The 21,320-nt window shown below is 69.3% G+C and carries 24 protein-coding genes and 1 pseudogene; 7 read left to right on the forward strand and 18 right to left on the reverse strand.

Going from position 1 to position 21,320, the window contains the following annotated elements; genetic code table 11:
- Positions 1 to 226: 226 nt before the first annotated feature.
- The gene (gene menE / locus ON38_RS22575) at positions 227 to 1,390 is read left to right on the forward strand and encodes an o-succinylbenzoate--CoA ligase (protein ID WP_039826958.1); all 1,164 of its coding nucleotides are present in this window, start codon (positions 227 to 229) and stop codon (positions 1,388 to 1,390) included.
- A gap of 46 nt (positions 1,391 to 1,436) precedes the next feature.
- Here the strand turns inward: menE and ON38_RS22580 are convergent, their stop codons facing one another.
- Entirely contained in the window at positions 1,437 to 1,724 is a 288-nt protein-coding gene (locus ON38_RS22580; protein WP_039826925.1) for an Rv3202a family protein, read from the reverse strand.
- A 163-nt stretch (positions 1,725 to 1,887) separates the two neighbouring features.
- Between ON38_RS22580 and ON38_RS22585 the strand changes: the two genes are divergently transcribed.
- Entirely contained in the window at positions 1,888 to 2,760 is an 873-nt protein-coding gene (locus ON38_RS22585) for a 1,4-dihydroxy-2-naphthoate polyprenyltransferase (RefSeq protein ID WP_039826926.1), read from the forward strand.
- A gap of 4 nt (positions 2,761 to 2,764) precedes the next feature.
- Here the strand turns inward: ON38_RS22585 and ON38_RS22590 are convergent, their stop codons facing one another.
- From ON38_RS22590 to ON38_RS22600, 3 genes are all read right to left on the reverse strand, one after another.
- Positions 2,765 to 3,148 (reverse strand): phage holin family protein, encoded by a 384-nt coding sequence (locus tag ON38_RS22590; RefSeq protein WP_039826927.1) that lies wholly within the window; start codon positions 3,146 to 3,148, stop codon positions 2,765 to 2,767.
- Between the two features lie 101 nt (positions 3,149 to 3,249).
- The gene (locus ON38_RS22595; protein ID WP_039826928.1) at positions 3,250 to 3,825 is read right to left on the reverse strand and encodes a Clp protease N-terminal domain-containing protein; all 576 of its coding nucleotides are present in this window, start codon (positions 3,823 to 3,825) and stop codon (positions 3,250 to 3,252) included.
- Complete coding sequence (locus ON38_RS22600; RefSeq protein WP_039826929.1) at positions 3,826 to 4,047, reverse strand: hypothetical protein; 222 nt, start codon at positions 4,045 to 4,047, stop codon at positions 3,826 to 3,828.
- Between the two features lie 108 nt (positions 4,048 to 4,155).
- Here ON38_RS22600 and ON38_RS22605 point away from each other — a divergent pair, with 108 nt between their 5' ends.
- Both ON38_RS22605 and ON38_RS22610 read left to right on the forward strand, forming a co-directional pair.
- Positions 4,156 to 5,163, forward strand: coding sequence for a daunorubicin resistance protein DrrA family ABC transporter ATP-binding protein (locus ON38_RS22605; protein WP_039826930.1), 1,008 nt, complete (start codon positions 4,156 to 4,158; stop codon positions 5,161 to 5,163).
- Positions 5,160 to 5,984, forward strand: a complete 825-nt coding sequence (locus ON38_RS22610) for an ABC transporter permease (RefSeq protein ID WP_039826931.1) — start codon at positions 5,160 to 5,162, stop codon at positions 5,982 to 5,984. The genes ON38_RS22605 and ON38_RS22610 overlap by 4 nt, the downstream gene beginning before the upstream one ends.
- A gap of 22 nt (positions 5,985 to 6,006) precedes the next feature.
- On the opposite strand, the gene ON38_RS22615 is transcribed toward ON38_RS22610, so the two are convergent.
- The 3 genes and pseudogenes from ON38_RS22615 to ON38_RS22625 all read right to left on the reverse strand — a co-directional run.
- Entirely contained in the window at positions 6,007 to 9,405 is a 3,399-nt protein-coding gene (locus ON38_RS22615) for an AfsR/SARP family transcriptional regulator (RefSeq protein WP_039826932.1), read from the reverse strand.
- 63 nt (positions 9,406 to 9,468) lie between these two features.
- The gene (cds1, locus tag ON38_RS22620; RefSeq protein ID WP_039826933.1) at positions 9,469 to 10,554 is read right to left on the reverse strand and encodes an L-cysteine desulfhydrase Cds1; all 1,086 of its coding nucleotides are present in this window, start codon (positions 10,552 to 10,554) and stop codon (positions 9,469 to 9,471) included.
- A 77-nt stretch (positions 10,555 to 10,631) separates the two neighbouring features.
- Positions 10,632 to 10,994, reverse strand: a pseudogene (locus tag ON38_RS22625) (DUF4229 domain-containing protein); the annotation flags it as partial.
- A gap of 159 nt (positions 10,995 to 11,153) precedes the next feature.
- Between ON38_RS22625 and ON38_RS22630 the strand changes: the two are divergent.
- On the forward strand, positions 11,154 to 11,369 hold the full coding sequence (locus ON38_RS22630) for a BldC family transcriptional regulator (protein WP_039826934.1): 216 nt from the start codon (positions 11,154 to 11,156) through the stop codon (positions 11,367 to 11,369).
- A 276-nt stretch (positions 11,370 to 11,645) separates the two neighbouring features.
- Entirely contained in the window at positions 11,646 to 11,846 is a 201-nt protein-coding gene (locus tag ON38_RS22635; protein WP_039826960.1) for a hypothetical protein, read from the forward strand.
- Between the two features lie 56 nt (positions 11,847 to 11,902).
- On the opposite strand, the gene ON38_RS36185 is transcribed toward ON38_RS22635, so the two are convergent.
- From ON38_RS36185 to hemL, 8 genes are all read right to left on the reverse strand, one after another.
- Positions 11,903 to 12,127, reverse strand: a complete 225-nt coding sequence (locus ON38_RS36185; protein WP_030525604.1) for a hypothetical protein — start codon at positions 12,125 to 12,127, stop codon at positions 11,903 to 11,905.
- 167 nt (positions 12,128 to 12,294) lie between these two features.
- Positions 12,295 to 13,263, reverse strand: coding sequence for a c-type cytochrome biogenesis protein CcsB (gene ccsB / locus ON38_RS22640; RefSeq protein WP_039826935.1), 969 nt, complete (start codon positions 13,261 to 13,263; stop codon positions 12,295 to 12,297).
- A 90-nt stretch (positions 13,264 to 13,353) separates the two neighbouring features.
- Complete coding sequence (resB, locus tag ON38_RS22645) at positions 13,354 to 14,973, reverse strand: cytochrome c biogenesis protein ResB (RefSeq protein ID WP_039826936.1); 1,620 nt, start codon at positions 14,971 to 14,973, stop codon at positions 13,354 to 13,356.
- A complete protein-coding gene (locus ON38_RS22650) occupies positions 14,970 to 15,854 on the reverse strand; it encodes a cytochrome c biogenesis CcdA family protein (protein ID WP_039826937.1) in 885 nt (294 codons plus the stop codon). Before ON38_RS22650 ends, resB begins: the two co-directional genes overlap by 4 nt.
- On the reverse strand, positions 15,851 to 16,105 hold the full coding sequence (locus ON38_RS36190; protein ID WP_157181844.1) for a hypothetical protein: 255 nt from the start codon (positions 16,103 to 16,105) through the stop codon (positions 15,851 to 15,853). The genes ON38_RS22650 and ON38_RS36190 overlap by 4 nt, the downstream gene beginning before the upstream one ends.
- Entirely contained in the window at positions 16,102 to 16,788 is a 687-nt protein-coding gene (locus ON38_RS22655; RefSeq protein WP_083873022.1) for a TlpA disulfide reductase family protein, read from the reverse strand. The genes ON38_RS36190 and ON38_RS22655 overlap by 4 nt, the downstream gene beginning before the upstream one ends.
- A gap of 152 nt (positions 16,789 to 16,940) precedes the next feature.
- Positions 16,941 to 17,558: a histidine phosphatase family protein gene (locus ON38_RS22660; RefSeq protein WP_039826962.1), complete on the reverse strand. Its 618-nt coding sequence runs from the start codon at positions 17,556 to 17,558 to the stop codon at positions 16,941 to 16,943.
- Between the two features lie 173 nt (positions 17,559 to 17,731).
- A complete protein-coding gene (gene hemL / locus ON38_RS22665) occupies positions 17,732 to 19,066 on the reverse strand; it encodes a glutamate-1-semialdehyde 2,1-aminomutase (RefSeq protein WP_051165074.1) in 1,335 nt (444 codons plus the stop codon).
- Between the two features lie 170 nt (positions 19,067 to 19,236).
- Here hemL and ON38_RS22670 point away from each other — a divergent pair, with 170 nt between their 5' ends.
- Positions 19,237 to 19,632 (forward strand): hypothetical protein, encoded by a 396-nt coding sequence (locus tag ON38_RS22670; RefSeq protein WP_039826938.1) that lies wholly within the window; start codon positions 19,237 to 19,239, stop codon positions 19,630 to 19,632.
- A gap of 9 nt (positions 19,633 to 19,641) precedes the next feature.
- On the opposite strand, the gene ON38_RS22675 is transcribed toward ON38_RS22670, so the two are convergent.
- The 3 genes from ON38_RS22675 to ON38_RS22690 all read right to left on the reverse strand — a co-directional run bounded on the left by ON38_RS22675 (position 19,642) and on the right by ON38_RS22690 (position 21,313).
- Positions 19,642 to 19,890 (reverse strand): hypothetical protein, encoded by a 249-nt coding sequence (locus tag ON38_RS22675; protein ID WP_039826939.1) that lies wholly within the window; start codon positions 19,888 to 19,890, stop codon positions 19,642 to 19,644.
- A gap of 64 nt (positions 19,891 to 19,954) precedes the next feature.
- The gene (mce1N, locus tag ON38_RS22680; RefSeq protein ID WP_051165066.1) at positions 19,955 to 20,470 is read right to left on the reverse strand and encodes a transport-regulating membrane protein Mce1N; all 516 of its coding nucleotides are present in this window, start codon (positions 20,468 to 20,470) and stop codon (positions 19,955 to 19,957) included.
- Between the two features lie 351 nt (positions 20,471 to 20,821).
- Entirely contained in the window at positions 20,822 to 21,313 is a 492-nt protein-coding gene (locus ON38_RS22690) for a hypothetical protein (protein WP_245564158.1), read from the reverse strand.
- Between the last annotated feature and the right edge of the window lie 7 nt (positions 21,314 to 21,320).

Consider the following 21,320-nt stretch of genomic DNA (forward strand, 5'->3'; position numbering starts at 1 on the left):
GATCGGATGGCCGCCCGATCACCGACGCCCGGTGCGACCGCTTTCGTACCGTCCGACGAGTGAATCGCAGTCCCATGCCTGGCCCAGCCCAATCCGATCAGCCGGCTCCGGCGCCCTGTCCCGGCAGCATCGACCCCTGCTGTCCGCTTCCCGGCGGGCATGAAACCATCGCTGCCGTGAGCGAGCGAATCGCGGCCTTCCGGCGAGCCGGGGACAAGGCGTGGCCGTGACGAAAACCTTGCGTACTCTGCCCATACCCACCGGCAGCGGAGTCAGCGACGTACTGCCGCACCTGCGGCAGGTGCTGGACGGTAGCGGGTCGGCGGCCTGGCTGCCGGTTCCCGCGAGCGACCGGCGCGAAGCCCGCCGGCTGGGTGACGCGCTCGCCCCGGGCGAGCCGATCGCCGACGATATCGCGCTCGTGGTCACCACCTCCGGTACGACCGGGGTCCCGAAAGGCGCCATGCTCACCGCGGCCGCGTTGCGGGCCAGCGGTGATGCCACGCATGAACGGCTCGGCGGCCCCGGTAGCTGGCTGCTCGCCCTGCCCACTCATCACATCGCCGGATTACAGGTGTTGCTGCGGTCCTTGCTGGCCGGGACCGAGCCGACGGTGGTGGATGTGTCGGGCGGTTTCCTGCCCGAGGCGCTGGCGGGTGCGATCGCGGGTATGCGCGGTGAACGGCGCTACACCTCGCTGGTGCCGACCCAGTTGATCAAGGTCCTGGAGACACCCGCCGCGGCCGCCGCGCTGGCCGAACTGGACGCGGTGCTCATCGGCGGCGCCGCGACCCCGTCGCCGGTGTACGAGCGGGCCCGGGATGCCGGTATCAATGTCGTGCGCACCTACGGGATGAGCGAGACCTGCGGCGGCTGCGTCTACGACGGTATCCCGCTGACCGGGGCCCGGGTGCGGATCGAGGACGACCGCATCCTGCTCGGCGGCGAGATGCTCGCCGCCGGGTATCGCAATATGCCCGATCATCCGGCGTTCGCCGAACCGGGCTGGTTCCGCACCGACGACGCGGGAGTCTTCCAGGACGGGGTACTGCGCGTCCTGGGCCGGCTGGACGAAGCGATCAGCACCGGTGGCCTGCTGGTGATCCCACAGGTGGTGGAGGCCGTACTCGCCACCCATCCCGCGGTATCGGAATGCGTGGTGCTGGGCCTCCCCGACGACAGGCTGGGCCAGCGGGTGGCACTCGCGGTGGTGCCTGTGCCCGGAACCGCCCCCACGCTCGACGAACTGCGCGAGCATGTGCTGGCCGAACTGGATGCCGTGGCCGCGCCGCGCGAACTCACCCTCGTCGATGAAATCCCGCTGCTTGGACCGGGGAAACCCGATCGCGGCGCGCTGCGCAGATACCTGCTGGCCGAGTCGGCGTCCTGACCGGAGCGGGCCGCGGCGGTTCCCGCCGCGGCCCGGGCTCGGTTGATCAGGACTCGTCGTCCCCGTAATCGCCTTCGTAATCGTCCCCCAGCGGGACCGCGATGGACTGCTCGGCGATATCGGCCGGGTTCGCATGCCACTCGTCGGGGCGGCCACCGACCAGCAGCGGCTCGTCGGGCACCGGCACGTCGTCGGGCACCGACCGGGGATCGATATCGCCGTAGGGTGCATCGTCGGGATAGGCCGGTGCGGCCTGTTCGGCGCGGTCGGCCTCGGGCACTGCTTCGAAGGCGTCCGGGTCGATCGTCCGGGGCGTCTTGTCATGCTGGGCCATGATGGGCTCCTCTCCTCCGTATACGCCTCGCCGGGCGACTACCCGCCGAGAGGAAGATCAGTCCAACCTTGTCGAGAATGCCCCGGACGAGCCGATCGGGCAAGTAACGGTTTCGCGCGTCTGTGGCTGGGCCGCCCCGGACCGCGCGCATTAGGCTGCGGAGATGGCTACCGCAGCACAATGGATCGAGGGCGCCCGGCCCAGAACTCTGCCGAACGCGATCGCCCCCGTCGTGGCCGGTACCGGCGCCGCGGCCGCCATCGACGGGGCGGTGTGGTGGAAGGCACTGCTGGCATTGGGTGTTTCGCTGGCGCTGATCATCGGGGTCAATTTCGCCAACGACTACTCCGACGGCATCCGCGGTACCGACGACGAACGCGTCGGCCCGCTGCGACTGGTCGGCTCCGGGCTGGCCTCCCCCGCCGCGGTACGGGGAGCAGCGGTCGCGAGCCTCGCGGTCGGCGCGGTACTGGGGCTGGTCCTGGCGGTGCTGTCGGCCCCGTGGCTGCTGCTGATCGGCGCGGTGTGCCTGGCGGGCGCCTGGTTCTACACCGGCGGGAGCAGGCCCTACGGCTACAGCGGTTTCGGCGAGATCGCCGTTTTCGTGTTCTTCGGCCTGGTGGCAGTGCTGGGTACGCAGTACGTCCAGGCGCTACGGATCGACTGGGCCGGGGTGGCGCTCGCGATCGGGGTCGGCGCGTTCTCCAGCGCGGTGCTGGTGGCCAACAATCTGCGCGATATCCCGACCGACAGCGAAACCGGCAAGACGACGTTGGCGGTGAAACTGGGTGACACCCGCACCCGCACCGTGCATCTGGTGCTGCTGGTGGTCCCGTTCGTCCTGACCCTGGCCCTCGCGGCCCGCACCCCCTGGGCCCTGGCCGGCCTGCTGGCCCTCCCCCTGGCCGTCCGCGCGAACGCTCCGGTCCGGGGAAACCGCGCCGGCCTGGAGTTGATTCCCGCCCTGCGCGATTCCGGCCTCGCCCTACTGGCCTGGTCGGTGCTGTCCGCGGTCGCCCTCTGGCTCGGCGCCTGACCGCTCAGTCGTTGTCCGGGATCAGGATGCCGATGGCCCAGTTGACGATCGTGACGATGATCGCCCCGAGGAACGCCGCCCAGAATCCGTCGATCCGCAGGCCGTAATCGGTCACTTCGGTGATCCAGGCCGTGAGCAGGAGCATCAGCGCGTTGATCACCAGCAGGAACAGGCCGAGGGTCAGGATGACCAGGGGTAGTGACAGGAGTTTCACCAGCGGTTTGACGAAGGCGTTCACCACCGTGAATACCGCCGCCACCGCGAGCAGGACCACGATCTTCGCGCCGTTGCCCTGATCGGGCGGGGAGACGAGTTCGATATCGCCGACCCATAGCGCGGCGAGCCAGATGGCGAAGGCGGTGCCGATCAACCGGAGCACAAGCTGCATATCTCATGCTAAGCACACCGGAGGGTCGCGCGCCGGATACCGCGGGATTCCGGCCCGGCCGACAGCGTCCGGGGACGCCACCTACGCCGGGCCGGCTGCGCTCATGCCGCTTTGCCGAGGAGGGCGTCGATCTCGCCGCGCAGGCGGGTGATCCCGTCGGGGCCGCCGAGCAGTTCGGTGGCGACCGGACCGGGTGCGCGCAGGATGCCGAGCAGGACATGTCCGGATTCGATGGATTTATCCTTGCGCGCCAGGGCTTCCCGCAGCGACAGTTCCAGCGCTTTCTTGGCATCGCGCGTGAACGGGATATGCCCGAACCGCCCGGTCCGGCGACGGCCGCGGGGTTCGTCGGCGGGGATCGCCCGCTCCAGTGCGTCGGCACCGAACCCGGCTTCCAGGCTTTCGCGCACCGCGTCCAGGTCGATACCGATGGAACGCAGTGCCTCGGCGTCGCCGGGACCCAGCGGATCGTCCGTGGTCGCGGCGCTCAGCGATTGCAGCGCGCTGTGCAGTGTGAGCCCGGTCTGCTCCAGTAGCGAGCGCAGTTGCGGTTCGCCCTCTTCCAGCAGTCCGAGCAGGAGGTGCTCGACCCGGATCTCCGGGGACCCCAGTTCGCGCGCCTGCTCCTGCGCCGCGACGACCGCCGTTCTGGCGGCCCTGCTGAATCGTTCGAACATCTATCGACCCCTGTCTCTCCGGTTGTGCTTCTGATGAACCGCCTGTTTGCTGACCTCGAGCGCGTCGGCGATGGCCTGCCAGGACCAGCCCTGGTCCCGGGCATTGCCCACCTGGATGGCTTCGAGCCGCTCGAGGAGTCTGCGCAGCGCCAGCACCGCCCGTAGACCCACCGCGGGGTCCGGGCTGCCCGCCGCCGCGGCCAGCGTGGTTGCTTCTGTCATACGTCAATTTTTATTGACACTTACCTCCGATGTCAACAAAAATTGACGACAGGTGTACGCAACCGCGGCGCAAGAGCCGTGCAAGACGGAGAGGTGACCGTAGCCGCTATGACGAAACACGAATCCGCGGCCACGTTCGCGATCGAGGCGAACGACCTGGTCAAGGTGTTCGGCACCCAGCGGGCCGTCGACGGCGTGAGCCTGGCCGTGCCGCAGGGCTCGGTCTACGGCGTATTGGGGCCGAACGGGGCGGGAAAGACCACGACCATCCGCATGCTGGCCACTCTGCTGCGCCCCGACGGCGGCAGCGCCCGGGTGTTCGGCCACGATGTCGTCGCCGAACCGGGCGCCGTGCGGTCGCTCATCGGCGTCACCGGCCAGTACGCCTCGGTCGACGAGGACCTGACCGCCACCGAGAACCTGATGGTCTTCTCCCGGCTGCTCGGGCTGAGCCGATCGGCCGCCCGGCGCCGGACCGCCGAACTGCTCGAGGAGTTCGACCTCACGGACGCGGCGAACAAATCGCTGAAGAACTTCTCCGGCGGTATGCGCCGCCGGCTGGACCTGGCGGCCGGTCTCATCGCGACTCCGCCGCTGCTGTTCCTCGACGAGCCGACCACCGGCCTCGACCCACGCACCCGGGCCCAGATGTGGGAAACCATCCGCAGGCTGGTGCGGGGTGGCACGACCGTCCTGCTCACCACCCAGTACCTGGACGAAGCCGACCAGCTGGCCGATCGGATCGCGGTGATCGATCACGGCCGGGTCATCGCCGACGGCACCGCCGACGAATTGAAGGCCTCCATCGGCGGGTCCTCGCTACAGCTCACCCTGGCCGACCGGTCCCAGCTGGACATCGCCCGCCGGATCATCGCCGAGGTGCTGCGCACCGAGGCCCAGACCACGCCGGAGGCCGGGCGGCTCACCGCGGCGCTGCCCGATCCGAACGGCACCACCGATCTGCTGATCCGCCTGCGCGACCACGCGGTCGCGGTGGAGGAGATCACGGTGACCAAACCCAGCCTCGACGAAGTGTTCCTCACCCTCACCGGCCATCCGGCCGAATCCGATACCGATACCGATACCGATACCGATACCGAACGGACCGCAGCATGACCACGACACTGACCGAGCCCGCGCCCGTGGTGGCGCCGCCGGTGCCGGCTCCGGCCGCCCGTATCGGCCTGCGCAGAACCTTCGACAACACCTTGACCATGGCCTACCGGGGTCTGCTCAAGATCAAGCACAATCCCGAGCAGCTCTTCGACGTGGTGATCCAGCCGGTGATCTTCACGCTGATGTTCACCTACATCTTCGGCGGGGCGATTTCCGGGGATGTGAAGAGCTATCTGCCGGTGATCATTCCGGGCATTCTTGTCCAGACCGTGGTGATGACCTCGGTGGTGACCGGCGTACAGCTCAAGGAGGACATGGAGAAGGGCGTCTTCGACCGCTTCAAATCCCTGCCCATCGCCCGGATCGCCGCGCTGTCCGGTGCGCTGACCGCCGATATGGTGCGCTACGGCATCGCCTCGGTGCTGACCGTCGTAATGGGTTTCCTCATGGGCTTCCGCCCGGAGCCCGCCGGTGTTCTGCTGGCGGTGCTGCTGGTCGTGGCCTGCTCCTTCGCCACCAGCTGGATCTGGGCCTTCTTCGGCGTGATCGCCAACAAGGCCTCGGCGGTACAGGGCTACTCCATGCTGGTCATGTTCCCGCTCACCTTCGCCTCCCCGGCCTTCGTGCCCAAGGAGACGATGCCGGGCTGGCTGCAGGCCTTCATCGACGTCAATCCGGTCTCCCACCTGGTCTGGGCCTGCCGGGACCTGATGAACACCGGGCATATCGGCATGCACGTCGTCTGGTCCCTGGTCGGCGCCGCGGCGATCGTCGCGGTCTTCGCGCCGCTGACCGTCCGGGCCTATATGCGCCGCGCCTGATGACCGCGGCCGCCGGGCCCGCTCAATCGGCCACGAGCCGATCGAGCGGGCCCGGCGTCCTCGCCGCGATCCCGCCGACCAGCTCCAGAATCCGCGCGGCGGCCACATTCCTGCGCGACCGGCGCGCGACCGTCAGTGCCGCCGCCAAACGCGACGCGCCGATCCGGTCCCGCCACAGCGCACAGTGACGCTCCCACCGGATCACCGGATAGTCCTGCCGGCCCGACACCACCTGCGCCAGCGCGAGCAGCTCGACCGCGGCCTCGGTCCGCTCGTCCAGGGCCAGCAATCCCGACCCCAGCGCACAGGCCACCGCACCGATTTGCGGCAGGTCCGGGACGCCGTCGAGCCGGTCCAGTGCCATACCGGCGAGTTCGGGCACCATTGCCGCCACCGTCTCGGCCTGCCCGGCGAGCACATGCGCGGCGACGGTCGTCGCGCACATCAGCAATGCCCCCGGACCCGGGGTGAATTCACCTTCCTGCCAGGCCAGCAGGTCCAGCGCGCGCCGGAAATGGGCCAATCCGGCCTCGATATCACCTTCGGCCAGTTCGACCTCGGCCAGGCCGGCCGCGATCGTGGACAGCCGATGGTTGCGGCGGATGGTCGGATCGTCGACCAGTTCCAGTCCCGCCCGGCCGGAACCGGACAGGCCCAGGGCCGCCGCGAGTTCCCGGCGCGCTCGCGCCGGCTCCCCGATACCGGCCAGGCAGACCGCCAGATAAGACCGCACCTCGAGGCTTTCGTCGTAGGCGCGGATCCGGAGCAGCAACTCGGCCGCTTCTTCGTAGTAGCCGACCGATTCGCGGTAGTGGGCGGTCTGCCCGTCCAGCGCGCCCAGATGCTGCACCACCATCGCCCGGTTCCATACCTGCGCCTCACCGGTGAGCGCCCGGGCCGCCTGCGCGTCGCGCCGGGAGGCATGGATGCGGCCCATGTTCTCCCAGATATTGGCCCGGGCCACCAGCGCGACAATTCTGATCTGCGTATCCTCGGCACGCGCTCCGTCCGCGAGCAGCCGGGCCAGCCGTACCGCGTCGGCGGGGCAGGTCAGCAGCAGCCCGAGATAACGCAGGGTCCCGGCCATCCCGACGGCGTGCCGCAGCAGCGCCCGGACTCGGAACCGGACCACCGCCAACTCCCGGAGACCGCGAGTCATGAAAGCCAGGTGCAGCGCGGTCATCGCATGGCCGAGCATGTGCAGATCCGCGTAGGTTCCCGACGCCCGCGCCGGCGGTGGTAGCGCCAGCAGCCGCGGAATCCATCCCAGCAGTTCCAGGTGGGCCCCGTGTGCCACCCACCGCATGGCGACCGCCGGGAACACGGCGTACACGGTGAACCGGTCCCGGTCCGCCTCGGCCCGGCGCAGCACCGCGACGAGGTTGTCGAGTTCGGCGACCATGAGCAGAGCCGGCCCGAGTTCGTCACCGGCGAGGTAACGCTGCGCGGCCGCCACCGCGAATTCGCGGGCCCAGCGCGCCATCCGCGACTCCACGAGTTCGACTTCGCCGCCGTTCTCGTGCTCGGCCGCGATCAATTGCTGCTCACCGAATTCGCGAACGGTCTCCAGCATCCGGTAGCGCACACCCACGGCGTGATCGGGGCCCGTGTCCTCGACCACGGTCAGCAGCGACTGCCCGACCAGTCCGTCGACGGCTGTCGCGATATCGCCGACCTCCGGATCACCGGCCACCGCCTCCGCCGCGTCCAGCGTGAAACCCGCCGGGAAACGGCACATCCGGCGCAATGTGATCTGCTGGGACGGCTCCAGCAGATTCCAGCTCCAGGCGATGACCGCGTGCAGTGTGCGGTGCCGTTCCGGTGAGGTGCGGTCGCCGGTACGCAAGAGTGCGAAGCGCTGGTCGAGCCGCCGCTCGATATCCTCCACGCTCATGGTCCGCACCCGGGCGGCGGCGAGTTCGATGGCCAGCGGCAACCCGTCCAGCGTATGGCAGAGCCGGGCCACGACCGCCGGGTCCAGCCGCACCGACGGCCGCACCGCGCGGGCCCGGGCGGCGAACAGGTCGGTCGCCGGTGAACCGGCCGGGTCGATCGCCAAGGGCGCCAGCGGATATACCGTTTCGGCGGTGATCGCCAGCGGTGCCCTGCTGGTGGTGAGCACGGTCAGCTGGGGACAGCTGCCCACCAGATCGGCGACCACCAGGGCCGCGCCTTCGATGAGATGTTCACAGTTGTCCAGAACCAGCAGCATCGGCCGGGCCGACAGCGCGTCGCGCAGCCGGCGCCCGCTGTCGGTGGGTGGGCGCACCTGCGGCAGTGCGCGATCACGGACCGTCTCCCCCAGACCCACCGCACCCGCTATCGCGGACTCGATATCCACCACCGCGTCCCGGCTGGTCCCCTCTGGACGCACCGAGGCCAGTTCCACCAGCACCACCGGCCGATCCACTGCCGAACGCGCGGCCAGTTCATTGGCCACCCGCGTCTTTCCGGCCCCGCCCGGCCCGAGCACCGTGGTCACCCGCGAAACCCGGAGCAGGCGCGCCAGTTCCGCCAGATCGTCGGCACGGCCGAGCAGTGGATTGGGCGCGGCCCGCACGCCGACCGCGCCGACCGGTGGCGCCGGCGGGGCCGGTTTCGGCCGACTCGTATCCGTGCCGGGGCCGAAACCGCCGCGCAGGATCGCGGTATTGAGTTCGGTGATCGCGGCTCCGGGATCGGTGCCGAGTTCGGTGGCCAGCGTCGTCCGCAGCGCGGCGAATACGTCCAGTGCCTCGTTGTCGCGGCCCGCGGCGGCGAGCAGGCGCATCAGGGTCCGGGCGCGGCCCTCGTCGGCGGGCCGCCGCCGCGATTGCGCGCGGGCGATCTCGACGGCCCCGTCCAGATCACCGCAGGCCTCCCGGGCCGCCCGCTCGATATCGTCGAGTTCGCCGGCGTATTCCGCGGCCAGCTCGGCGAGTTCGGTGGCCGGTTCGCTCGGCGGCAGCTCGGTACCCGGCTCACCGGACCACAGGCCGCGGGCCCGTTCCGTAATCGCCAGCGCCGCCGCCGGGTCACCCGCGGCCAACGCGGCACCGGCCCGGCGCGCCGACTGCCGCGCCGCCGTCAGATCCACCTGTTCCGGCTCCAGCGCGAGCCGATATCCGGACGGACCGGCCTCCAGCACCCCTTCGGGTAGCGCGGCCCGCAGCCGCGAGATCTGGGTGTGCAGCGCGTTCATCGGCGAGCGCGGAGGTTCCTCGCCCCAGACGTCTTCGATGAGCCGGGCGGCGCTGCGGCTGCGTCCCGGCCGCAGCGCCAGCGCGACCAGCAACAACCGGGCCCGGGTCCCCGGCAGGGCCACCAGTCCGGCATCGCGGCGCAGCGCGATACGACCCAGCAGCGTCACCACGAGCGTGTCGTCCGCGGACGCCTGGATCACCGGAGGACGGCCGTTCGAGCGGCCCGGATCGAGAACCATACCGACGTCATCGTATGCGCCGCGCCACGGTGTGACCTCGTCGTCGCCACCGCGGTCGCGGCGTCAGGCCCGCCACCGGCCGGTGGACAGGAACTCCTCCAGTACGGCGGTCGGCCCGGTCAGGTCCCAGCCCTGGCCCGCGACCCATTCGTCGCTGTAATAGGTGCCCGCGTAGCGTTCACCGCCGTCGCACAACAGAGTGACCACGCTGCCGCTGCGCCCGGCCGCCAGCATCTGGGCGATCAGCGCGCACGCGCCCCAGAAGTTGGTTCCCGTGGAGCCGCCCACCTTCCGGCCGAGGCCCCGGCTCGCGAACCGGGCCGCGGCGATCGAGGCGGCGTCGGGGACGTGGATCATCCGGTCCACCACCTCCGGGACGAACGAGGGTTCCATCCGGGGCCGCCCGATCCCCTCGATCCGCGACGGCATACCGGTCGTGTAGTCGCGCAGCCCGGTTTCGTAGGCGCCGTAGAAGGCGGAGTTGTCCGGATCCACCACGGCCAGCCGGGTGGGATGGCGGCGGTACCGCAGGTACCGCCCGATGGTCGCGCTGGTACCACCGGTACCGGCGCCGACCACGATCCACTCCGGCACCGGATGGGTTTCCAGGCGAAGCTGGTCGAAGATGGACTCGGCGATATTGTTGTTCCCCCGCCAGTCCGTGGCGCGTTCGGCGTTGGTGAACTGGTCCAGGTAGTGCCCGCCGCATTCGGCGGCCAGCCGGGCCGCCTCGGTGTACATATCGGGCGGGCGCCGGACGTAGTGGCACCGCCCGCCCTGGGCTTCGATGAGCGCGATCTTCTGCGGCGAGGTGTTGGCCGGAACCACCGCCACGAATTCCAGGCCGAGCAGCTGGGCGAAATACGCCTCGCTCACCGCGGTCGAGCCGGAGGATGCCTCGACGATCGTGGTCCCCTCGGTGATCCAGCCGTTGCACAGGGCGTAGAGGAACAGGGACCGGGCCAGCCGGTGTTTCAGGCTGCCGGTGATATGGGTGGATTCGTCCTTGAGGTAGAGCTGCACCTTCCAGTCGGCGGGCAGCGGGTACCGCAGCAGATGGGTGTCGGCGCTGCGCTGGGCGTCGGCATCGATGAGCCGGACCGCCTCGTCGGCCCAGTCGCGCGGGTTGCCGCGCGCGCAGGACTTCACGCCGGGCCGCCGGAGCTGCCCTTTTCCCCCCGCTCCGGATCCGTTTCCGGCGTGCTCTCCGCCGTGTTTCCGGACCCTTCGGCGGCGGGCTTCTCCGGCGCCGCTGTTCCGGTCTCCCCGCGCAGCCGTGCCCGCAGCTGTGCCTTGTCCCGGCGGCGGCGTTCGTCCACCGACGCGATATCGGAGTTCACCGCGGCGCGCAGGCCCTTGAACAGGGTGAGCGAGAGCGGCATCGCGATGACGATCGCGAAGAGAATGGCGACGACCAGCGGAATCTGCACGCCGATCACCGCGGTCACGGCCATGATCACGGCGGTGAGCAGCACGACCAGCGCCAGCCGGGCCAGGGTGTAGAGCGCCAGATTGCGTGCCAGCCGACGGCCCGGCGACGTACCGGGCCGGGGGGCGTTCGGTTCCTCGGATAGGTTCGCGTCACTCACCTGACCAGCGTAAGCGACGTACCGAACGCCCCTGTATCGCGTATCCGTTTTGTCCATTACCTCCGCTTTACCAACAGTAGGTGGTTCGAACACCCGGGGGTCGCGGTGCCACTATGTCGGAATCCGATGAGAGAACGTGACGAAACAGAAAGGTTTGCCATGACCGCGATCGCCATGGGGGCGCAGGAGAACCTGTTGACCCCGGGCCAGGTTGCCGCCCTGTTCCACGTAGACCCCAAGACCGTCACCCGCTGGGCGCATGCGGGACGGCTCGGCTCGCTGCGCACCCCGGGTGGCCATCGCCGGTTCCGCGAAACGGAGGTGATGCGGTTGCTCGAATCGCTCACCACCGAGGCGACCGTACGCGGCAGCTGAGCCGCATCCGCACCGACGGCGTCACCGGCAGGAGCTCGGCCGCTCACAGCACGCGGCTGAGCTCGACCGGCCCGGGCGGACCACCCGGCGGGTCCGGCGCGCCGCCCATCCACTGTGCGCGCCGGCGACCACGGGTAGGCAATCAGTGCGCGCCGCCGCGAAGGCAGAGGTATCCCAAGAGCTCACGGCCGGAGGTGGCGTAGGTACGCCTGCTCCCCGTCCGCACTTACCCCGTAGCGGCTCGTGGAGTTAACCTCGTTGGAGGAGGTGAGCCACGTGATGTACCTGTTGGCACTCATCGCGATCGTGGCGATCGTGGTGCTGTGCTGGAAGGCATTCGGCCCCGGGCAGAGCACGCCCGCTCCGGGACCGACCAGAAAGCGTGTTCTCGGCCCGGATGACGATCCCGAATTCCTCTGGCGTATCTCTCGTCAGCAGAAACATCGGGACGGCGATCCGGGGCCCGCCGAACACTGACCCGATGCCCCCGCCAACGCCTGCCGCGGGGATTTCCCGCGGTACGGAGGGCAGGTTCAATCGCTGGTGCTGTCCAGTTGGGGCAGCCCTTCGACGGCCCGTAATTTATCCGCCACCACGGCCAGGCGGTCGAGCGCCTCGGCCGGCAGCCCCACGGCGGTGCGGACCAGTCTGACCAGTGAGTCCGGTTCCAGACCGCAGATGAGCGCGTTGTTCGCGGCCACGGATGCGCAGCAATCGGCATCGCCGCTGTTATCCGAACTGAAATTCTCCGAATCCACTGCCGCTCTCCTCATTGCTCGCCGCGCTATGGAGGGGAAATGACCGGTCACACCCGGCAAACAGCAAGCCGGGCCTTGTACAGTTCAGCAAATAACTCGCCCGAACAATAGCAACCGAGCATTGCGGCGGAGTAACGATCATTACGGCCCGAGAAAGAGCCGTCCGATCAGGTCAGGCCGGAGTAGCTGTGTAGACCCGAAACGACCAGATTGATGATGAAGAGGTTGAACAGCATCGCCACGAAGCCCGCCACATTGATCCACGCGGCTTTCGTGTCCCGCCAGCCCGAGGTGGCCCGCGCGTGCAAGTACGCGGCGTAGAGCACCCAGGCGATGAACGAGCAGGTCTCCTTCGGATCCCAGCCCCAGAACCGCCCCCAGGCCGCCTCGGCCCAGATCGCCCCGAGAATGACCCCGGCGCCGAAGAGCGGAAATCCGATGATGGTGGTGCGATAGGCCAGCCGGTCCAGCGTGCGGGCATCGGGCAGGCGACGCGCGATCGTGCCCAGGATATTCGAGGATTCGGCGCCCTCGGGCTGACGCAGCCGGTACAGGAACAGCAGGCTCGCCACACCCGACACCAGGAACACCCCACTGCCCAGACTCACGATCGTGACGTGCAGCGGCAGCCAGAACGAGCGCAGCGCGGGCACCACCGGAGCGGCGTCGGTGTACAGCACCGTGCCCGCGAGGAACATCAGGATGAGCATCGGCACGAGCAGGAACACCCACATCGCCCGATACCGCGCGTCCCGCATGAACGCCAGGCCGACGACTGCCGCGGCCGCGGTCGCCATCGATACGAACTCGTACATATTGCCGAGGGGGAACCGCCCGGTGGAGAAACCGCGCAGCACGATAGAGCCCACGTGCAGGGCCACCGCCACGAACAGTACCGAGAAGGCGATATTGCCGAGCCGCTCGGACAGCGGCAGCGCCGGGGTCTCGACGATCCGGCCCGGGGTCTCGCTGCCCGCGGCGACACCACCGGCGGGCACCATCTCCCGCTCGCTCACCTGCCGGACCCGCGCCGAGGCGTACTGCACGATCAATAGCAGCAGCACCAGCGCGTACACGACGATCGACGTCTTGTAGGCGAGGTCGCTGTAGCCGGCGAGCGTATCGTCGATCGGCATCGTTACATCTCCCGTGTTCGTACCGCGGTGCTCGGTGGGCAGCGCGGCTGCCCGTGCGTGGTCGCCCACGCGGATGCTCTGGGGCGGCGATCAGTCGCCGGACGCGTCCAGCAGACGGTGCCGCAGGCGATCGAACTCCCCGCCCCAGCCGGCCTGATCGGTACGGGCCAGTCCGCCCATCTCTACTACGACGCGTCGTTGCTCCACGGTACCCTCCGGGGTCACCCGCAACCAGACCCGCCTCCGCGAAACCAGCAGTGATACCAGCAGCCCGCCCATCATCACCAGCGCGCTGACCAGTACCCACTGCTGCGCCGGGTCGTGCGACACCTGGAGGTTCACGAACTCCTCGGCGCCGTCGAACCGCACCTCGGTGCCGCCCGGCAGCTTCGTGGTCTCGCCCGGCCGCAGATTCACCCGGGCCTCCTTGGTGAGCCGGCCCTGCGCCACCATCTCCTGATCGAGCGCGAAGATCGACTGCGGGCGGCCGGTGTCCAGACCGGTGTCGCCGCGATAGACATCCACCGCCACCGCCGGATCGGTCATCTCCGGGTACACCGAGGTGAGCAGGGACCCGTGGAAACTGGCGGTCGGCGCGAACAGTCCCTCGATCGCGATCTGGTTCTGCCGCCGCTCGGCTTCGGTGGCGAACATCCCACCCGGCGGATCGATGCGCAGCACCCCGCTGGACAGGAAGGTCTGCATATCGTTGGGCTGCCACTGCACGGTCTCGGTGCGTTTCTCACCGTTCGGGAAGGTGACGGTGAACGTCGGCGCGTAACCGTGTCCTTGCAGGTAGACCCGGTCGCCGCCGACCCGCAGCGGATGGTTCACCCGGAGGGTCGTATCCCGCCAGGTGCCGGCGGCCAGATCCGCGCCCTCCTGATACGAGATATCGGAGGTGAACATCTCGGCCTGACCGTTGTCGAGATAGTCGGCCCGGAAATTCTTCACCTTCACGCACATCGGGGTCATCCCGGTGCCGTCGTTCACGTTCCCGGCCCGGAACGAGTCGAAGACCGCAGGTGAGGTCGTACAGAAACCGGGGCCGTTGTTCGCGACGACGATCACATTGCCCTCGTACCCGAACAGCTTGCCGACCGCGATGGCCACCAGCAGACCCACCAGCGCCAGGTGGAACACGAGATTGCCCAGCTCGCGGGTGTAACCCTTCTCCGCGGAGAGCGTCACCTCGCCCTCGCGCTCCCCCGGCCGGACCGCGATACGCCAACCGCGCAGCCGTGTCCGCGCACGCTCGGCGATCTCGTCCACGCTGCCGTCGAGCACGACCCGGTGGTGGTGCGGCAGCCGGGCCAGATTGCGCGGCACCCGCACCGGCGGGGTCCGCAGGGCCCGATAGTGGTCCACCGTGCGGGGCAGGATGCAGCCCACGAGGGAGATGAACAGCAGCACATAGACCGCGGTGAACCAGAAGCTGGAGAACACGTCGAACAGCTCGAACCGGTCCATCCACTCACCGAGCACCGGCCGGTCGGCGATATAGGTCGCGACCTTCTGTTCGTTCAGGCTGCGTTGCGGTAGCAGGGCGCCGGGAATCGCGGCCAATGCCAGCAGGAACAGCAGCACCAAGGCGGTCCGCATACTGGTGAGCCCGCGCCAGGCGTTGCGCACCAGCGCGCGGGCGCGGCCCAGCGGGGACTGCCGGGGCGGTAGGGCCGGGGGTGCCTCGGGATGCGTCGTCACGGTCATATCGGCAACGTCACCTCGGCGACGAAGCCGTCACGGACCCAGCCGACGAACTGGTCCCAGGCTCCGGTGACCAATGCCGCGCCCACCGCGACCAGCAGAATTCCGCCGACGATCTGGATCCGGCGGGAATTGCGCCGCAGCCAACCCACACCGCGCAGCGCGCTCGCCGACCCGAACGCCAGGATCACGAACGGCAGGCCGAGTCCCAGGCAGTAGGCGACGATGAGGGCAACGCCGCGCACCGCTGTGGTGCCCTCGGTACCGGCGGCCACCGCCATCACACCCGACAGTGTCGGTCCCAGGCAGGGCGTCCAGCCGAGCGCGAACACGGCGCCGAGCAGCGGGGCCCCGGCGATCCCGGCGAGCCGCCGGGGTTCCATCCGGGTATCACGCTGCAGCGCCGGGATCAGGCCCAGGAACGCCAGGCCCATCACGATGGTGACCACGCCGCCCAGGCGCTGCAGTAGCTCCCGGTTGACGTTCAGAGTTTGGATGAGACCGAAAACGGTAGCGGTGGCCAGCACGAACACCACCGTGAAACCGGCCACGAACAGTCCCGCCGCACCCGCGACCCGCAGCCGCCCCGACTCGGGGGCCGACGCGGTAGCCGAGTCGGCGGGGGTTTCGGTGAGCACCGCCGTGGCGGTACCACCGGCGGGCGGCGCGTTCCGATGGCTCCGGGCCTGGTCCACGGTCGCCGGCGGCGCCTGCGCACCGACCAGGCCGGCCAGGTAGGACAGATACCCCGGTACCAGCGGCACCACGCACGGCGAAGCGAACGACACCAGACCGGCCAGCAGGCAGGCGCCGAGGGCGAGCAGCAACGGCCCGGTGGCCGCTGTCTGCTGAAACGATTCCCCCACTCCTGCCAACACCGTCAACGCGAACTACGCTCCGAATCGCCCTCGGAGTTGTTCACGCGCCGCTCGTCACCGCGGCCGCCCGGCGCGGTCGAACCCCGGCCACCCGACGGGCGCGAACTCGACACCCGCCGGTCGCTGCCGGGCTGCTGGGCCGCGGGCTGTAGCTCCCACGAGCCGAGCGAGGACTTGACCAGTACTTCGGCCCGGACTCCGCGCGGTGGCCGGGTGGCCCCGTAGCGGCGTACGCCTCGGGATCGAAGACTTCTCATGATGCTCCCTCCGCGGCGATGCTCTGCACCACCGGTAAAAGATCTTCGGCGAGTAGGGCGCGCAGGAAAACCGCCGCCACCCGGTGGTCCCGATCCAATACCAGAGTTGTGGGAATGACACTGGTCGGGAAATTTCCACCGAGCGCCAGCAGTGTGCGCATGGACGGGTCGTAGATCGACGGATAACCGACGTGGTTATCGATTACGAAATCTCGTGCTTTGTCCTGCTGGAAATCACGGACATTGATCCCGAGGAAAGCGACCCCGAGATCTTTGGTCTGTTCGTAGACCTGTTCGAGCGCAGGGGCTTCACCGCGGCAGGGCCCGCACCACTGCCCCCACAGATTGATGACGACGACCTGGCCCGGGAAATCCTCCACCGAGACGTTCTCCCCGGTATCGGACATCAGCTCCGGACCCGAGAGCTTGCCGATCGTGCCACGCGTGGCCGGCGGATCGTAGAAGATATCGGTCTGCCCGCCCGGCGAGACGAACTCGAAGGTGCCGCCGGTGGCCACCGCGTCGGTACCGGTCGAACAGGCCGACGCGGTCAAGCACAGCAGTGCGGCGAGCGCCGGCAGCAGCCGGGACCCGAATACCGCGAACCCGCTCCTCTTGCGCGCTGCCTTCGAGCGCCCTGCGTGGTCACGCTGCGCTACCGCCTCCGGACGCCGACCGTTCATGCGCTCTGCCTTCCGGCGCGTGAACGGGCGCCCTGCGTGGTCACGCTGCGCTACCGCCTCCGGACGCTGACCGTTCATGCGCTCTGCCTTCCGGCGCATGAACGGGCGCCCTGCGTGGTCACGCTGCGCTACCGCCTCCGGACGCTGACCGTTCATGCGCCGTGCACCGTCGGATCCGAACCACCCGCGGGCTCGGAGTAGACGATATCGACGAGGGTGTCGCCCCGGTACACCAGTGAGGTGAGCGAGGCCAGACCGCACTGCCGGCTGCGCGGATCGTGCCAGAGGCGCTGGCCCTGCAGGAACCGGCGCAGCGTCCACACCGGCAGCTGATGGGAGACCAGCACCGCCTCGCGACCGGCCGACTCCACCCGGGCCTTGTTCACCGCGGCCAGCATGCGGTGCGCGATCTGCAGGTAGGGCTCGCCCCAGGAGGGGGTGAACGGATCGCGCAGTTTCCACCAGTGCCGGGGTTTGCGCAGTGCGCCGTCACCGACCGAAACCCGCAGCCCCTCGAAGGTGTTACCGGCCTCGATGAGGTTCTCGTCGGTGCGCACGATCAGCCCGTGCCGGCCCGCGATCGGCTCGGCCGTCTCCTGCGCGCGCTGCAGCGGCGACGCGATGACCAGGGCGATATCGTGATCGGCCAGCGCCCGCGCGACCGCCCCGGCCTGTGCCCGCCCGGTCACCGACAGACCGAAACCGGGCAGCCTGCCGTAGAGGATCCCCCGCGGATTGTGCACTTCACCGTGCCGCAGCACATGCACGATGGTTTCGACCGAATCGGCGTCGGACGCGCCGGCCGACGGCGCGGCCGCGGCGACCTCACCCGGCGTTGCGGGATCGGCGCCGGTCGCCGCGGCGGGGACCACGGGTCCCGTGGTGGATATCGGATCGTCCCGGTCGTCCGGGACGGCGGATACGCGCTCGGGATCGGGCTTGCTCACGCGCGATTTCCTTCGGGTGTGGCGCTCGCGGCCGCCTCCGCGGCGGCGGGCAGAGCTGCGGCGATTCGGTCGAATGCGGCGTCGTCGAGCGCGGCCGAGACGAACCAGGCCTCGAACGCGCTGGGCGGCGCGTACACCCCGCCGTCGAGCAGTGCGTGGAAGAAGCCCGGATAGCGCCAGGTTTCGCTCGCCTTGGCGGCGGCATAGTCGAGTACCGGTTCATCGGCGAAGAACACGCTGACCATATTGCCCGCGAACTGCACCCGGTGCGGGACCCCCGCGCCGGTGAGGGCGTCGGTGAGCAGAATCCCGAGCCGTTCGCTGTTGCGGTCCAGCGCGGCGTACACCGCGTCGTCGGCGGCGCGCAGGGTCGCGAGCCCGGCCGCCACGGCCACCGGATTGCCGGAGAGGGTACCGGCCTGATAGACCGGGCCCAGCGGGGCCAGCCGGTCCATCACCTCGGCCCGGCCGCCGAACGCGGCCGCGGGCAGCCCGCCGCTCATCACCTTGCCGAAGGTGTAGAGGTCGGCGGCCACCGGATCGAGTCCGTACCAGCCCGCCCTGCTCACCCGGAAACCGGTCATCACCTCGTCCATGATGAGCAGCGCCCCGTGATCGGAGGTGAGCCGGCGCAGTCCGGCATTGAAATCGGGCAGCGGCGCGACCGCGCCCATGTTCCCGGCCGCCGCCTCGGTGATCACCGCGGCGATCTCGCCGGGGTTCGCCTCGAAGGCGGCGCGCACGGCGTCCAGATCGTTGTAGGGCACCACGATGGTGTCGGCGGCCTGCGCCCCGGTGACACCGGGCGAGGTCGGCAGCGCGAATGTGGCGACGCCGGAGCCGGCTTCGGCCAGCAGCGCGTCGACGTGGCCGTGATAACACCCGGCGAATTTGATGATCTTGCTGCGTCCGGTGTACCCGCGCGCCAGCCGGACCGCGCTCATGGTCGCCTCGGTCCCGGAATTCACCAGCCGGACCTTCTGCACCGGAGCGACCCGCTCGACGATGAGTTCGGCCAGTTCCACCTCACCCGGTGTCGGCGCCCCGAAGGACAATCCCGACCCCGCCACCTCACGAACCGCTTCGACCACCGCAGGATGGGCGTGCCCGAGAATCATCGGCCCCCAGGAGCACACCAGATCGACGTAATCGTTACCGTCGGCGTCGGTCAGCCGACAGCCCCGGGCGGATGTGATGAACCTCGGCGTGCCGCCCACCGAGCCGAAGGCACGCACCGGGGAATTGACACCACCGGGGACAACTGCTTCGGCTCGCTGGAAAAGCTGACTGGAGGCCGGCACCGCCGTACCGGCCACGCGCAGAGAACTCACGGCCTCCAGTTTGGCAGCCGCCTCCGGCCACGTCGACGACAGGGTGTACATACGTGACATACGCCGCGGCGGCGACACCGACGGAGCCAAATACAGCCGGGTCAGGACCCGAGTGCGTACTCTCTGTCTGCATCGGAACAATCAGTGGATCATCGGCCGGGGAGGTCGTTTTGCGAATTGCCAGGAGTACTGCGGCTCTTTCTCTGGTCTCGGTAGCTTTCGGAGCCCTGGCCACCGGCCTCGGCGCGGGTACGGCGGCAGCCGCCGAACCGGTCATGGACCCCGACAACGTCCGCGCCGGATTCCGGCTGAGCCAGCCCGAGACCGCGGCGCTGGCCGCGGGTCCGATCCCGGCCCTGGTCGACCACGCCGTCCCGCCCTCCCGGATCGGCGCCGGCCTGGACAGCGACACCCGCCTGTACCGCGACGAGAACGGCGCCGTCCACGCCTCCCTGCGCCAGGTCATCCTGGAATCGGCCGACAACGGCGGTTCGGTCCTGGTGTTCTTCCACGTCCCGGGGGCACCGCACGGCCGGGTGTTCGATATCTACCAGCAGTGGCGCTGACCGGCCGGTTCAGCCTCGCCGAGGCGTCCGGACCAACCGCGTCACGGCATCGATGACGGCGGTGCCGGCACCCGCCACCAGCAGCATCGCGAGAAACAACCACGGCCCCGCATAGCGGGTCGCGGTGTAGGCCGGCACGTCTCCCGTCGCCGGGAAGTCGGTGTTCTGCACACCCAGGTTCCAGCAGAGCGCGGCGAGCGCCAGCGCGAGAACCGCCACAGCGATATCGACGGCCGGTAGGACGAGCGGACGGTTCACAGGTCTCCTCGGGTCGGCGGCTCGGACGCGATCCACCCGATCGTGCCCGCGCGGAACCCGATAATCAATCGTCGCGACCGGTACCCGGCGCACTGTCCTCGTCGACGGGGGGCGCGCCCACCACCCGGGTCAACGCCGACCGCAGCGCGCGGTGATCCTTGGCCCAGGTGCGTACCAGTTCACCATCGGTGCGGCGCAGGCCGATCGCGGTACGCCGCCGCGGGACCCCGGTCAATTCACCGAGCGCCCGGCCGCTCTCCCAGGGTTCGTCGGCATCCACCGGTAGCACCGCCACGATGGACCGGACCGGTGTCGTCTCGGCACCGTTGCGCAGAAAGCCGTCGGTGAGTTCGACGCTGACATGAGTGCGTGCCGCGTACACCTGCAGTACCGCGAACCCACTGATCAGCACGGCGCAGAAGATGAGGGCGAACCAGTGCGGCGTAACACCCACCGCGACCTCCACGGCCAGCAGCAGCGCACAGACCAGGGGTCCGTAGGCAACCGCACGCCAGCGGGCTCCGGGCTCGGAGAAGAGGACCTCTCCGGCCTCCGGGGCGGTGTCCACTCGATCAGGCATGGGCGAACCGGCCGGAAACGAGGGCCACCCGTATCAGCCGATAACGCCGGGGATCAGCAGAACCGCGACGGTGAGAACCCCGAACAGGACCAGAAGAGTCAGTACGAGCATATCCCGCCGAATACTCTGTGGCTGCTGGATCACCACTCGCATCATTGCCTCCGATCCCCGGACGGTCAGGTCTCCCGTCCTACTGACCGGGTACCCGAGGCCGCCGGTTGGCATGTCCTCTGTGACAGCCCTCACCATACATGGCGGAATACCGGGAACAAACTCCACGTTCGTTATCTGAATCGGTCACCGAGTCTGTGTCGGCAAAAACGCCCTGGTCAGCGAGGTGGGCACCGAGTCTCAACCGTTTCCGGGCGCACCGGGCCCACGCGGCGGCAGGAACCATTTCGCCGCTTCCGGGCGCTGGCAGAGGAAGATCGCACCGCCGGCCAGAACCGCCTGCACGATGGACGCCGCCCCGGACAACACCGGGCCGGCCCCCTCCACCACGCCGATGGAGAACAGCGCGATCACCCCGGAGATCACCAGCCAGACCCCGGCGAAGGTCAGCAGGGTACGTGCCCACAACTTCCCGCGGCCGAGCTGATGCACGACCAGCACGGCCAGCGCGGCCACCGCCAGGCCCAGGATCACGCCCAGTACCGCGCCCACCGTGACCAGCAGGTCGATCATCGCCGGTGTGATCTGCGGATCCGCCGCTTGCATCCGCTCCCGCAGATCCGCGCTGAACCGCTCACGGTTGGTCAGGGTGTCGACCAGGGACACGAACAACCGGCCCACACCCAAACCGATTACGCCCCACCACAGTTGCCGCGCGGTGACAATATCCACCGGCGGA

The sequence above is a fragment of the Nocardia testacea NBRC 100365 genome (assembly GCF_000308775.1).
Lineage (GTDB): Bacteria > Actinomycetota > Actinomycetes > Mycobacteriales > Mycobacteriaceae > Nocardia > Nocardia testacea.

Bases quoted from the DNA above. Each gene is read 5' to 3' on its own strand.
- ON38_RS22580 (WP_039826925.1), bottom strand. From the start codon at position 1,724: ATGGCCCAGCATGACAAGACGCCCCGGACGATCGACCCGGACGCCTTC.
- ON38_RS22585 (WP_039826926.1), top strand. From the start codon at position 1,888: ATGGCTACCGCAGCACAATGGATCGAGGGCGCCCGGCCCAGAACTCTG.
- ON38_RS22590 (WP_039826927.1), bottom strand. From the start codon at position 3,148: ATGCAGCTTGTGCTCCGGTTGATCGGCACCGCCTTCGCCATCTGGCTC.
- ON38_RS22595 (WP_039826928.1), bottom strand. From the start codon at position 3,825: ATGTTCGAACGATTCAGCAGGGCCGCCAGAACGGCGGTCGTCGCGGCG.
- ON38_RS22600 (WP_039826929.1), bottom strand. From the start codon at position 4,047: ATGACAGAAGCAACCACGCTGGCCGCGGCGGCGGGCAGCCCGGACCCC.
- ON38_RS22605 (WP_039826930.1), top strand. From the start codon at position 4,156: ATGACGAAACACGAATCCGCGGCCACGTTCGCGATCGAGGCGAACGAC.
- ON38_RS22610 (WP_039826931.1), top strand. From the start codon at position 5,160: ATGACCACGACACTGACCGAGCCCGCGCCCGTGGTGGCGCCGCCGGTG.
- ON38_RS22615 (WP_039826932.1), bottom strand. From the start codon at position 9,405: ATGGTTCTCGATCCGGGCCGCTCGAACGGCCGTCCTCCGGTGATCCAG.
- ON38_RS22630 (WP_039826934.1), top strand. From the start codon at position 11,154: ATGACCGCGATCGCCATGGGGGCGCAGGAGAACCTGTTGACCCCGGGC.
- ccsB (WP_039826935.1), bottom strand. From the start codon at position 13,263: ATGCCGATCGACGATACGCTCGCCGGCTACAGCGACCTCGCCTACAAG.
- resB (WP_039826936.1), bottom strand. From the start codon at position 14,973: ATGACCGTGACGACGCATCCCGAGGCACCCCCGGCCCTACCGCCCCGG.
- ON38_RS36190 (WP_157181844.1), bottom strand. From the start codon at position 16,105: ATGAGAAGTCTTCGATCCCGAGGCGTACGCCGCTACGGGGCCACCCGG.
- ON38_RS22655 (WP_083873022.1), bottom strand. From the start codon at position 16,788: ATGAACGGTCGGCGTCCGGAGGCGGTAGCGCAGCGTGACCACGCAGGG.
- mce1N (WP_051165066.1), bottom strand. From the start codon at position 20,470: ATGCCTGATCGAGTGGACACCGCCCCGGAGGCCGGAGAGGTCCTCTTC.